Here is a 12,254-nt window from a genome sequence, read left to right on the forward strand (position 1 = left end):
AGCGGAATTTTATGTGTAAGGAATATTTTAATTTTGTAAGTAATGGTGGGCCGATGCAGAATGGTGACAATTTGCCGTATCTCGAACGAGCCACTATGCTTCCTGTCCTTTAATTGCATCGTTGCCGCCCATGACACAGCAGCATCTATCCAGTTTGCGCCAGAAGGTCGGCCAGCTTTTGATGGTGGGGTTTGACGGAGAGATACCCTGCGATCATGTCAGGCGCCTGATCGAACACCATCATGTCGGCGGTGTGATCCTTTTCCGGCGCAATATTGCTTCACCTGGCCAGGTCAGCACTCTCAATCGGCAGTTGCAGGCGATCAATGCCGAGAACTCAAGTGTGCCGTTGCTGATTGCAGTCGATCAGGAAGGCGGAGTGGTGGCACGGCTGGAAAATGGCGTGACGCCACTGCCTTCCGCGCTGGCGTTTCGTGCAGCCGGCAAGGTGGCAGACTGCGAAGCGCTGACCCACATCGGCAATGAGGAATTGCGCCTGTTGGGCTTCAACGTGAATTTCGCGCCGGTGCTGGATGTGAACAATAACCGGCGCAATCCGGTGATCGGCGTGCGAGCCTTTGGTGAAACGGTGGCGGAGGTCTGCGAGTATGGTCTGGCCGCGCTGCGCGGCATCCAGGCAGCCGGCATTGCCGCCACGGCCAAGCACTTTCCCGGACATGGCGATACTGACGTGGATTCGCACCTCGGCCTGCCGCGCGTGCCACATGATCGTGCACGGCTGGATGCCGTGGAGCTGGCGCCATTTCGTGCCGCCATCGCGGCGGGCGTGGATGCGATCATGTCGGCGCATGTGGTATTCCCGGCATTTGAGCCCGATCCCGATACACCGTCGACCCTGTCGCATGCGGTGCTGACTGATCTGCTGCGGCGGGAACTTGGCTTTTCTGGCGTGGTCTTTACCGATTGCCTGGAAATGGCGGCGATCGCCGAAGGCATCGGCGTGGTCGAAGGCGCGGTGCGGGCGTTCAAGGCCGGCGCAGACATTCTGCTGGTTTCTCACCGCGAAGACAGGCAGGTTGGCGTGATCGAAGCGCTGGTGAAGGCGGTCGAAAGCGGCGAGATTGCTGAATCGCGCATCGATGAGTCGCTGGCGCGTATCCTGGCTTTGAAGTCACGCCTGCCGGATTGGCGCGGCTTGCCGATGGATGCAACGGCGCAGGTCGCCAGCCCGGCAAGTCTTGCGCTTTCGCGCCGCGTTCATGCCGCGTCGGTAAGCTGGAGTTCGGAGATCAGGCGGCTTGATCCGGCCAGGCCTGTGCTGGTGATCAGTTGCGAAGTTCGCGCACACACCGAAATTGATGTGGTTGCCACGGGTGCGGATACCCTGGGCGGGGTCTTGGCATCGCTCGGCGTGCAGGTTGAAGAAATCCGCCTGCCGCTGGCGCCTGCGGCTGTGGATATCGTGCAGGTGCAATTGAGGGCGCGGGCGGCGGAGCAAATCGTCTGCGTGACTTACAATGCGGTGCTCAAGCCGGAACAGCAGGCATTGCTGGCAGCCCTGCCGCCACAGAAAACCTGTCTGGTGGCCGGCAGGTTGCCCTATGACCTGGATTTGCTGCCTGGTGCATGGGGGCGGCTTGCTGCCTGTTCCAACCGTCCAGCAGCGCTGACGGCTTTGGCCGATGCCCTGCTGGGGCGACAGGTATAATCCCGGATGAATTGTTGCGTCGCTGCTGCGGCGATAAGGAATGGATGGATGTTTTTGAAATGGATGGCTGGCATGTTGCTGGCCGCATCGCTGAGCCTGCCTGCCGTGGCAGAAGAAAAAGACGCGCCGCTGCCGTTTGATGAGCCGGCTGCTGCACCCCAGATTCCGCGAAAGGCGCCTGCGGCATCGGCCCAGAAAACCGTAGCACCAAAGGCCATAGCCAGAAAAATGACGGCAAAATCCAAGCGGCCGGTTGTAGCAAAAAAGGTGGCGTCGACCAAGAAGGCTGTTGTGGCAAAAAAATCGACGACGGCCAAGCAGACCGCCAAGAAACCGTCAGCCAGTTCGCGCAAGTCGGCACCCACCAAAAAAACGGCGGCGAAGTCCAAGTAACTTTGCCGCCGGCTGGGTTTGCAATTCAGCGTGTGGAAATACGCGCCAGTTCGTCGAAGTAGGTCGGGAAAGTCTTGGCCGTACAGCCCGGGTCCAGAATGCGGACGGGTACACCGCCGAGTGCTACCAGCGAGAAGCACATTGCCATGCGGTGATCGTCGTAGGTGCCGATCGCAGCATGCGGGGTGAGCTGCGCTGGCGGAGTGACGCGGATGAAATCCTGGCCCTCCTCGACCGTGGCGCCGACCTTGCGCAACTCGGTTGCCATGGCGGAAAGGCGATCGGTTTCCTTCACTCGCCAGCTTTCGATATTGCGGATCGTGGTCGTTCCCTCGGCAAACAGTGCTGCGATGGCGATGGTCATGGCCGCATCCGGAATGTGGTTCAGGTCAACATCAAGCGCCTTGAGCTTGCCCGATGCCGGTGGTGCCGCCTCGATATGGTTCGCGCCCCAAGTGATCCGTGCTCCCATTTGTTCCAGAGTTTCGGCAAAGCGTTTGTCGCCCTGAATGCTCTCGGCCCCCACGCCTTCCACGCGTACTACGCCACCGCCGATTGCACCGGCTGCGAGGAAGTAGGAAGCGGAAGAGGCATCGCCTTCCACATGGATCACGCCGGGGCTCACATAGGTCTGGCCGCCGGGGATAAAGAATTCACGCCATTCGCGGCGCTCGACCTTCACACCGAACTTGGCCATCAGGTTCAGCGTGATTTCGATATAGGGCTTGGAAATTAGCTCGCCCACGACTTCGATGGTTACGTCTTCACCTGTCAGCGGCAGCGCCATCAGCAAGGCAGTCAGGAACTGGCTGGAGACATTCCCCTTGACCGGCACGCGCCGGCCGGCTTCGATCCGGGCGGGCTTGATCGAAAGCGGCGGGAAGCCTTCATTGCCCAGATAGGTGATATCCGCGCCGACCGCACGCAGCGCATCGACCAGATCGCCGATCGGGCGCTCGTGCATGCGTGGTACACCGCGCATCTGATAGCTGCCGCCGGCCAGTGCCAGCGCGGCAGTCAGAGGGCGGAAAGCGGTGCCGGCGTTGCCCAAGAACAGGCCGGCCTCCTTGACCGGAAACAGGCCACCGATGCCGGGCACAGTGAAGTCGCGCGAGTTGCCTTGCTGCACCCAGTTCACCCCAAGCGTTTGCAGCGCTTCGAGCATGCGCAGGGTGTCGTCGGAGGCCAGCAGTCCTTTGACTTCGGTGGTGCCTTGCGCGAGCGCCGCCAGCAGCAGAATGCGGTTGGAAATGCTCTTGGAGCCGGGCAGCACCACGGTGCCATTGATGTGGGAAATCGGGGCGAGGTCGAGGTATTCCATGCAAATCACCTGGTAAATAATTCAGGAGCGAGGTCGTTGAGCGCACTTTTCACACGCTCCGGCCCCAGTTTGTTCAGACAATCCAGATGCCCGAGCGGGCAGGTGCGTTTGAAGCACGGGCTGCAGGGCAGATCAAGCGTGATGATGCGGGCTTGGTCGGACAATGGCGGTGTGAATTGCGGCGAGCTGGACCCGTAAGTGGCGGCAATCGGCCGGCCGAGCGCCGCAGCGACATGCATCAGGCCGGAATCATTAGTGACGACCGCCGCTGCCAGCGAGAGCAGGTCGATGGCCGTACCGAGACTGGTTTTGCCGCACAGGTTGATGGCGCCCGGTGCGAGGGTGACGATTTCTTCGGCCACTGCCGCATCCTTGGCCGAACCGAACAGCCACACCTGCTTGTTGTCAGCCAGCAATTCGCGCGCCAGTTCGGCAGCATGCTGCACGGGCCAGCGCTTGGCCGGGCCGTATTCCGCACCAGGGCAGAATGCCACCATCGGGCGCTCGGCATTCAATCCCAGTGTCTGCAGGGTTTCATTGCGCGCGGTAATGTCGACGATCAGGCGTGGGTAGGGTATCGGGCGCGTGATCGGCTGGTCGGCATCTTCGCCCAGCGCGGCAAAGCGTTCGACCATCTTGGGCAGGCATTGCGGATCGAGCAGGCGTGCATCATTGAGCAGGCCATAACGCATTTCGCCCACGAAGCCGGTGCGTTTTCTGATACCGGCAAAAAACGGAATCAGCGCGGACTTCAGCGAATTGGGTAGCACAATCGCCTGATCGTAACCACGTTGCTTGAGCTCGCGGCCAAGGTGCCAGCGCGCGCCGAGCTTCAGCTCGCCATGGCCGAACGGGTTGTCGAATGTCTCACTGACTTCCGGCATGCGTGCATGTACCGCACGTGTCCAGGCCGGGGCGAGGATATCGAGTTTCAAGCCCGGATAACGCGCATGCAGGCGTTGATAGAGCGGTTGCGCCATCACGGCATCGCCAATCCAGGCCGGCGCGACGATCAGAATTTTTTTCATCGGGTTCCAAAAATGCAAAGCGGCACAAGGCCGCTTTGTTCATGCGAATCGGTCACTCAATGCTGCTTGATGACTTCGCCTGCCTTCAGCCGGTATTTCGTGCCGCAGTAAGGGCAAAGCGCCTCGCCAGTACTGGCAATATCCAGAAACACGCGCGGGTGGCTGTTCCATTTCACCATGTCGGGCATCGGGCAATGCAAAGGCAGATCGGCTGCCGTGACTTCGATTTCGCGCTGCGTATTTTCTTTGAGTGCAGTCATTATCGTGATCTCCGGTGGCGGCAGGCGACGTCGGTCGCCTGCCTATTGAGCTGGTTCTTGTCGGTCAGACCAGGGCCAGCCAGTCGGCGTGCTTGTCATCGCGCCCCTGCACGATATCGAAGTAGCGTCGCTGGACTTCGGTCGTGATCGGGCCGCGCCGGCCTTCGCCAATCTGGCGGCGGTCGAGTTCGCGAATCGGCGTGACTTCGGCGGCTGTGCCGGTAAAGAAGGCTTCGTCGGCCACGTAGACTTCATCACGCGTGATGCGCTTCTCGATCAGTTCCAGACCCATTTCCTTCACGATCTGGAAAATCGTGTTGCGGGTGATGCCATCCAGGCAGGAAGTCAGATCCGGGGTATAAACCTTGCCGTTGCGGATCACGAAGATGTTCTCGCCCGCACCTTCGGCAACATAACCTTCCACGTCCAGTAGCAGGGCTTCGTCGTAGCCATCGGCGGCGGCTTCTTCGTGCGCCAGGATCGAGTTCATGTAATTGCCGTTGGCCTTGGCCTTGCACATGGTGATGTTGACATGATGACGCGTGAAGCTCGAAGTCTTGACGCGAATGCCCTTTTCCATGCCCTCGGCGCCAAGGTAGGCACCCCACGGCCAGGCTGCGACGATTACATGCACATCTTTTTGCGGTGGCGCGATGCCCAGCTTTTCCGAGCCATAGAAGGCCATCGGACGCAGGTAGCAGGATTTCAGGCCGTTTTCACGTACCACGGTGCGCTGGGCTTCGTTGAGTTCATCCCTGGAGAATGGCAGCTTCATGCCGAGGATGTGGGCCGAACGGAACAGGCGATCGGTGTGGTCCTGCAGGCGATAGATTGCAGTGCCTTTCGGGGTTTCGTAGGCGCGCACGCCTTCGAATACGCCCATGCCATAGTGCAGGGTGTGCGTGAGCACGTGGGTGGTGGCTTCACGCCATGGCACCAGTTTGCCGTCATACCAGATTACGCCGTCACGATCCGCCATCGACATCTTGTTTTCTCCTTGATTTTTACAATCACAAATGGGTCTGGTTAATTGTCCTAATTGCGGAATTGTAGCCCAAAGGCCTCGCATACGGGAAAACCCGGCTGTCAGTATATTCCTGCGTCACGCTTCCTTTTCAAACCACGCCATGCTTTCCACATGCGCGGTATGCGGGAACATGTTCACCACGCCGGCGGCCTTGAGCGTGTAGCCCTTGACGTTGACCAGCACGTTGGCATCGCGCGCGAGCGTGGCGGGGTAAATTGCTACGCAATTTCAAATTAACCATTAAAAATCAAATGGTTAATTTGTTGCAACGAAACAAACCATAATGGCTAATGATACCAAATCCTAGCTTGTTCAAGGTAACACTATGATCTGATGCCGTGGAAATTGGGTCAGGATTGGGTCAGCCGAGTGCTATAAAGCAATGACTGTGTTTTCCTCAAACCCCAAGGAGTTGATCATGTCGTCGCATCTGACCCGAGAAGAACTTGAAGCTGAATTGTTGGTGCTGCAGGGGAGGTTAAACGGCTTGTCTATGTTTTGCGCATATGCAATCGACTTGCTGGGAGCTATGCATGGTATTGATAGGAAAAAATTTATAGAAATAGTGGAGTCAGGAAATATTGACCCCAAACAAACGGATGTTTTTCCTAGTGCAGCAAGATATCAGTTTGCTCAATGCTGCGACAATATGAAAAGTTTATTGTGAAAATAAAGCCCCATAAGATGGGGCTTTATTTTATTTTGTGTTAAGTTTTTAGTAATTACGGATTTTCTAGTTTGAGGCTGAAGATGTTTTTATGGATGGTTGCTTGCTTAGATAACGTGGAATAAATTCTTTCTCGAGTGTGTCAAACATTACTAGTCTATATTTTTCGATAAGTCGTTTATATGATTCTTCAATTGTTGTTGGTGTTAAGGCGCTTCCGTCGGCTATTTCTATTTTTCTGGTAAACGGATAGGTTTTTAAGACTTGACCGTTTTCTTCGACTTCAAATATTGCGCTAATATCAAAGGTGAATGGGTAATTGACCGCAAAGGTGGTAATCAAGCCGACAAATGGTATTGTGTTAACTCCGGGATTCTTCCAGTAGGCGTCGGCATTTTCGATGCGGGCAACTATTCTTTTCTCGTTATCTTGCCTATCCGTTAATTGCCCGAAGAACTTTTTAATATCTTTCTCTAGAGTATCCTTTGGCTTTTCTTCAGTCATCATTCTAAATGTGCTTGTTCCAAAGAGTCTTTGGTTGTGATCTTTTTCGGATGCGTTGTTTAATACGACTAGCTTGTAATCATAGTGTTCATTGTTTTGAGGTTGGCGACTAACTAGACGCTCTGAGCCTGATAGGTCCACTACCATTGGCGCACATCCTGACAAGGTAATTGCTGAGATGGTTGCGAGTATTATCTTTTTCACTTTGATTGTCTTTGTGTGGTTAATTTGTAGGGTGTATTTCTAATTGTATTAGAAATCTAATTTCAGTTTGATGTTTTCGCCGTGGCGGATGATTTCAATTGGGATGGAGTCGCCAGCGCTAACGCTCGCCATGAAATCATTAATATCTTGCCCTGATTTAATTTTTTTGTCACCCATTCTTATTAGTGTATCGTATTGTGTGATTCCTGAATTTTGTGCGCGGCTATTGTTCTCAATCGCTATAATTCTAACCCCTATAGATTCGGCGATTATTCTTGTTTGTTCGCCAGCTTTATTTATAGGGGTGGATTGTATGCCTATTTTAAGTGGTTCATATGGCTCAGCGCTATGTGATACATATTGATTAAATGCAAGAATTGCTTCGTATGAGTCTGGGACGCAGCCAAATAGATTGTTACACCAGACTCGCATTCCTATGGTGTATGTGCCATTGGGTATGGGGTTTTTAGTGGCTCTACATGCTATTCTTGGAGATTCAGGCATTGGATTGTATGTTTCAATAAATGAATCACTAATGTTTTGAATTTTCATGCCGCAGTTGTTGTTTATCCAAGTCCGAGCGGCAGACCATGCGGCTTCACATTGCTTTGTGTTTCTGCATGCGGGGACAGTTTCATTGATCTTTCTTTGTGCGTCCATGCGTTCTTGAGTGGTTGCACAGCCAATTAATACAATAGCAATGGCAGGAATAATAATAAAATTTAAAGATCTCATGTTTTCCCTTTTTAATATTATTTTTTTGCCTCAAATAAACCTGTTTCCATGAAGTGGATACCGTAGTCCATTGATTTTAAGTTGGCTTTATTTTTAAAAGTGTTGTTTCGATGTGTCTTGAAGTTAAAATGGATTTATATGGCTTAACTCTTTTTCTGTCGGAGTAATTTTAATTAATACGGTTTTTATAAGCAGTGGAGAAGTTCTTGGGCTATTGAGGCTTGGTGGGCAACTATCATAAATATCATCTGAAATTACGGTTTTAATATTTTCTGTTTGTGAGAATGGTTGAAGCCAAATTTTATTAATTTCGCCGGTGGTAATTTTGAAGTTTGCGCCATTACGATAAATACACTGTTCCTCTTTTCTGTTATTGATGTTTTCACCGGGTCCGTATTTTTCCGTTATTTGTGATATAACTTTGCCTATCGTTAATTCGTTTAGTCCAAAATTTAGAGAAATAAGTATGCCATTCTTGAATCCAAAGTAAGTCCTGATGGATGTGTCTGAAAACGGCGTAGTAATTTGGCCTTGGAGTAACTCATCATAAAGATTGGGACTATTATTCTTAGCTATGGTTAATTGTCCTTCGATGTGTATGTCGCCTGTGGTTGGCAAGGATTCTATGTTTTCTCTAGTCATTCCTAGTTTGAATGGACCAAATCCAGTAGGCCCAGTCGACTGAATGGTCGGAGTTTCTATCTTGGCCTGTTTTGCTGAATTTTTGAACTTTTGTTGCTCTTGTGCAAATGCAGATATTGCAATCATGGATATGGTTGTAATAAAAAAATCTTAATTTTCATTAGTGTGACTCCAGTTTTTTTGATATTCATATGGGGGTTATTTTATAGTTATTGATATTGTTTTGTTTAATTTGCTGAATTTTCTTTATTTCTATTTTTGTCTATCCAATTTTATGCTGTTAAACCCATCTTCAGCACTGGGTAGACTGTTTGTAAGCCGTCTAATCTTTAAATTAGAGAAGCTTGCAAACGTTACTATTCGAGTATCGAATATGACCGATTGTGATACGGCTTTGCAAGCCTTAAAAAAGTGTATCGAAAATATACTGATTGAATTATGATACACTTTGTATTATGATACGGGTATTCGATACGATATTGGAGCCAGCATCATGTCACGCACTTTCGCCTACTGCCGCGTTAGCACACAGACACAAACAACAGAGAACCAAGTGCTTGAAATTGCATCGGCTGGGTTCAGTGTTGCAGCGCGTCATGTTTATTCTGAATCTATCAGCGGCAAAATTCCAGCACTAGATCGACCTGAGTTCAAGCGTATGTATGAAAAGCTTGATGAAGGTGACGTTTTGATTGTCACAAAGCTTGATCGGCTTGGAAGAAATACAAGTGACGTTTTAGCAACAGTAGCCATGCTGGCGCAGATGGGCGTGAAGGTGCATTGCCTTGCCTTGGGTGGCATGGACTTAACCAGTGCCGCAGGACGGATGACTATGAGCGTATTAAGTGCTGTGGCTGAGTTTGAGCGTGACCTGTTGGTTGAACGCACTCAGGCTGGTTTGGAACGTGCCAAGGCCGAAGGGAAGAAGCTAGGACGCAAACCGACCTACACAGATGAGCAGGCATTGCTGATTAAGCAAAATGTTTCAGCAGGTGTTTGGAGCATTAGAGAGGCTGCTAAGCAATGTGGATTAAGCGCCGGAACTGTGCAACGAATTTTGTCATAGCTTCTTTAGTGTATTGATTTACATTGATATTTTGAAAATCCTGTTTCCTTGGCCTATCGCCGTGGATAGTTGCTTGACCGAGTGCGCAGAGAAGGTTATCTTAATTTTAAAGAAAGAAATTAGTAAGAAAGCTTGAAATTTATACGGTGATTATGTTATAATGTAAATAGATCGAAAAATTTATATATCTGCGGAATTTAATTTTCAGGTAGGTAAATTTTTCATCTGGATGTCTCCGTAAATTAGCGAGGAAGTTGATGGTGTTTTAATTAAAAATTATTTTTTAATGGTTCTAGCCGAAGCCGCATTAGCGGCTATTTTTACGCCTATGCTATTCCATGATTAACTTTAAGGATACTAAATACCTCATAAATTTTTAATAAAGGAAAAAAGTTGGAAAATTATAAATTGAGTATTGTTGGAGATGAATTATTCGTAAATTGTATTCCCTTGCTGTTTCCTGCGCAAAATTTTGATGATTTGATAAGTGATGGAGGTGGGGTATCTGAAGTAAAAATAAGGAAAAAAAGAACAAACAAAAATGATCCATACAAAGCAACGGTGTGTGGTGTTGGTTATAGAGGTGAAGGGCCTTATTTTTCGGAAAGCGATTTTTATAAAATATGGGCATCTATGCTTGATCGTGTATATGGTGGGTGTCTTACTAAATATAAAAGATTTTCTGGGTATTTGGAATGCTCCGTTGGTGATGACTTTAAATGTTTAAATGTTTTTTGTGAGTGGGCTGCGACACAAAAAGGAAGCACCCAGAAAGATCGCAATGGGAAAAACTTTTGCTTGAATCATGACATACTTATCCCTGGCAATAATGTATATACGGCCAAGGCTTGTTGCTTTGTTCCACAAGAAATTAATATTTTCTTTAGTAAGTCTGCTAAAGCAAAAGGATATACCGCTGTGGCTTTGTTGCATAAATCAGGCACGGTAGCTGCTTGAGTCTGTCCCTCCAAGCCAGACCTCCAGTTCCCGATGACCAAGCCTGCCCCACCGAAGTACCGCACCACCAATTGGTCCGCATACAATGCAGCACTGAAGGCACGCGGCTCTTTGCTGATCTGGTTCGATAGAGACATGGCATGGTTTGCCGCCAAGGGCGGCAAACGTGGCCGCTCCCAGACCTTCTCCGATGCCGCCATCCAGTTTTGCCTCAGTATCAAATGCCTGTTTGGCCTGCCGCTGCGGCAGAGCATTGGTATGGTCGAAAGCCTGTTAAAGCAGGCCGGATTGGATTGGCCGGTACCGGACTTCAGTACGGTATCCCGTCGGCAGAAATCGCTGAACGTCTCAATTCCGTATCGGCCCAGCAGCGAAGGGTTACATCTGTTGGTCGATAGCACCGGCATCAAGATGCTGGGTGAAGGCGAATGGAAGCGTAAAAAGCATGGTGCCGACTATCGTCGACAGTGGCGCAAAGTCCATATCGGGGTGGATGCCCAAACCCTGGAAATCCGTGCGATCGAAGTGACCAGCAGCTCTGTGGGTGATGCACCCATGCTGCCTGAATTGCTGATGCAAATTCCGCCCGATGAAGCCATCGCCACTGTCAGTGGTGATGGTGCCTATGACACCAAGGGTTGTCATGCCGCTATTGCTGCGCGAAACGCGGCCGCCATTATTCCCACACGTAAAAACGGACAGCCCTGGAAAGAGAATACGTCAGGCGCCAGAGTGCGTAACGAGACTTTGCGAGCGACACGCCACCTCGGTCGGACTCTCTGGAAAAAGTGGAGTGGCTATCACCGACGAAGTTTGGTGGAAACCAAGATGCGTTGCTTCAAGCTGCTGGGTGAACGAGTCATGGCGCGAGACTTTGATCGTCAGGTTGCAGAGTTACAAGTACGCGCAGCGCTGCTGAACCAGTTTACGCAGCTCGGTACGCCGGTGACCGAGCGCGTGGCATAAATCCGTCTGGGGTTTGGGGTAACTCAGACCCCAACGGAGTTATGCAACAAAGCCTGCGCATAGTGTGGGCTGAGAATGCTATGCCCGTTGCTTTGCTAATAATGCTGGCGTGATTGCGTATCCCTTGGCTGAATAAAGGCGCTGTAGGCGCTTTTCCTTCGCACATGGGTTGTATAACGGATTCCAAGGCTGTAGATAGCGGCAAGGTGTGTTTGCGGCCATTCTTGGTAGTGTGCAAGGTGATGATCTTTGCTTTGTTGTCTATGCTGCTCGGAGTGACCTGCGCCAGCTCCCCTATACGAAAACCAGTCATCAAACCAAGCAGGATAAATTGCTGGTGCTGGATAAACAGATCAGGCATGGCTTTGCCAAGTAAGTTGATCTGGCTTTCTGTCAGTACATCATCGCGTTTGGGGGTGGCCTGCTTTTCACCTGATACCACAAGCACCCGGAAAATGTCAGGCAAAGACAATTCATGCACTGCATTAGCCCAGTTGTAGATCGCCTTGAACAACCCCAGTGAGCCGTTAGCTTTGGCTGCTGAGGTACTTTTGCAAAGACTGGCGTATAGCTTGCGGATGTCATTGCTGGTGAGGGCATCAAGCTGTTTGTCATGCAGCGTATGTAGGTATAGCCGCATCTGCTTGCCATAGGTCTTGAGGGTGGTTTCTCTTAGCTGTTTGTGTTCAATGTATTGCTGATAGGCTTCCTGCAGCGTAGGGCAGGCTTTCTTTGTTGGCGCTGATGGTGGCGCATAGGTGTAGATGCCTTGTCCGTTTTCATGCAGCCATGCCATGCACTGTTGTCTTGCTGCA

At 50.9% G+C, this 12,254-nt stretch carries 14 protein-coding genes and 1 pseudogene; 6 read left to right on the top strand and 9 right to left on the bottom strand.

Features of this window, described 5'->3' with window-relative positions:
- Positions 1-130 precede the first annotated feature (130 nt).
- Together nagZ and AC0KVQ_RS09340 are read left to right on the top strand one after the other, a co-directional pair.
- The gene (nagZ, locus tag AC0KVQ_RS09335; RefSeq protein WP_473420880.1) at positions 131-1,669 is read left to right on the top strand and encodes a beta-N-acetylhexosaminidase; all 1,539 of its coding nucleotides are present in this window, start codon (positions 131-133) and stop codon (positions 1,667-1,669) included.
- A gap of 72 nt (positions 1,670-1,741) precedes the next feature.
- Positions 1,742-2,062, top strand: coding sequence for a hypothetical protein (locus AC0KVQ_RS09340; protein ID WP_473420881.1), 321 nt, complete (start codon positions 1,742-1,744; stop codon positions 2,060-2,062).
- Positions 2,063-2,087: 25 nt separating this feature from the next.
- On the opposite strand, the gene aroA is transcribed toward AC0KVQ_RS09340, so the two are convergent.
- The 5 genes and pseudogenes from aroA to AC0KVQ_RS09365 all read right to left on the bottom strand — a co-directional run.
- Entirely contained in the window at positions 2,088-3,383 is a 1,296-nt protein-coding gene (gene aroA / locus AC0KVQ_RS09345) for a 3-phosphoshikimate 1-carboxyvinyltransferase (RefSeq protein ID WP_473420882.1), read from the bottom strand.
- A gap of 5 nt (positions 3,384-3,388) precedes the next feature.
- A complete protein-coding gene (gene waaF, locus AC0KVQ_RS09350; RefSeq protein ID WP_473420883.1) occupies positions 3,389-4,411 on the bottom strand; it encodes a lipopolysaccharide heptosyltransferase II in 1,023 nt (340 codons plus the stop codon).
- A gap of 56 nt (positions 4,412-4,467) precedes the next feature.
- A complete protein-coding gene (locus AC0KVQ_RS09355) occupies positions 4,468-4,671 on the bottom strand; it encodes a zinc-finger domain-containing protein (protein ID WP_473420884.1) in 204 nt (67 codons plus the stop codon).
- Positions 4,672-4,735: 64 nt separating this feature from the next.
- Complete coding sequence (locus AC0KVQ_RS09360) at positions 4,736-5,656, bottom strand: branched-chain amino acid transaminase (protein WP_473420885.1); 921 nt, start codon at positions 5,654-5,656, stop codon at positions 4,736-4,738.
- A gap of 117 nt (positions 5,657-5,773) precedes the next feature.
- A pseudogene (locus tag AC0KVQ_RS09365) lies at positions 5,774-5,920 on the bottom strand (23S rRNA (uracil(1939)-C(5))-methyltransferase RlmD); the annotation flags it as partial.
- Between the two features lie 196 nt (positions 5,921-6,116).
- Between AC0KVQ_RS09365 and AC0KVQ_RS09370 the strand changes: the two are divergent.
- Complete coding sequence (locus AC0KVQ_RS09370; RefSeq protein ID WP_473420886.1) at positions 6,117-6,365, top strand: hypothetical protein; 249 nt, start codon at positions 6,117-6,119, stop codon at positions 6,363-6,365.
- 66 nt (positions 6,366-6,431) lie between these two features.
- Here AC0KVQ_RS09370 and AC0KVQ_RS09375 read toward each other — a convergent pair whose 3' ends face one another.
- The 3 genes from AC0KVQ_RS09375 to AC0KVQ_RS09385 all read right to left on the bottom strand — a co-directional run bounded on the left by AC0KVQ_RS09375 (position 6,432) and on the right by AC0KVQ_RS09385 (position 8,576).
- Complete coding sequence (locus AC0KVQ_RS09375; RefSeq protein ID WP_473420887.1) at positions 6,432-7,073, bottom strand: hypothetical protein; 642 nt, start codon at positions 7,071-7,073, stop codon at positions 6,432-6,434.
- Positions 7,074-7,121: 48 nt separating this feature from the next.
- A complete protein-coding gene (locus AC0KVQ_RS09380; RefSeq protein WP_473420888.1) occupies positions 7,122-7,808 on the bottom strand; it encodes a PDZ domain-containing protein in 687 nt (228 codons plus the stop codon).
- Positions 7,809-7,931: 123 nt separating this feature from the next.
- Positions 7,932-8,576 carry a hypothetical protein gene (locus AC0KVQ_RS09385; RefSeq protein WP_473420889.1) on the bottom strand — a complete coding sequence of 215 codons (645 nt, stop codon included), beginning with the start codon at positions 8,574-8,576 and terminating at the stop codon, positions 7,932-7,934.
- A 367-nt stretch (positions 8,577-8,943) separates the two neighbouring features.
- Here AC0KVQ_RS09385 and AC0KVQ_RS09390 point away from each other — a divergent pair, with 367 nt between their 5' ends.
- The 3 genes from AC0KVQ_RS09390 to AC0KVQ_RS09400 all read left to right on the top strand — a co-directional run bounded on the left by AC0KVQ_RS09390 (position 8,944) and on the right by AC0KVQ_RS09400 (position 11,439).
- Positions 8,944-9,516, top strand: a complete 573-nt coding sequence (locus AC0KVQ_RS09390; RefSeq protein WP_473420890.1) for a recombinase family protein — start codon at positions 8,944-8,946, stop codon at positions 9,514-9,516.
- Between the two features lie 393 nt (positions 9,517-9,909).
- The gene (locus AC0KVQ_RS09395) at positions 9,910-10,473 is read left to right on the top strand and encodes a hypothetical protein (RefSeq protein ID WP_473420891.1); all 564 of its coding nucleotides are present in this window, start codon (positions 9,910-9,912) and stop codon (positions 10,471-10,473) included.
- 33 nt (positions 10,474-10,506) lie between these two features.
- Positions 10,507-11,439 (top strand): IS5 family transposase, encoded by a 933-nt coding sequence (locus AC0KVQ_RS09400; protein WP_473420892.1) that lies wholly within the window; start codon positions 10,507-10,509, stop codon positions 11,437-11,439.
- On the opposite strand, the gene AC0KVQ_RS09405 is transcribed toward AC0KVQ_RS09400, so the two are convergent.
- Positions 11,399-12,235: a tyrosine-type recombinase/integrase gene (locus AC0KVQ_RS09405; RefSeq protein WP_473420893.1), complete on the bottom strand. Its 837-nt coding sequence runs from the start codon at positions 12,233-12,235 to the stop codon at positions 11,399-11,401. The genes AC0KVQ_RS09400 and AC0KVQ_RS09405 overlap by 41 nt on opposite strands.
- Positions 12,236-12,254 lie beyond the last annotated feature (19 nt).

The organism is Formivibrio sp. oc-25 (assembly GCF_055810895.1).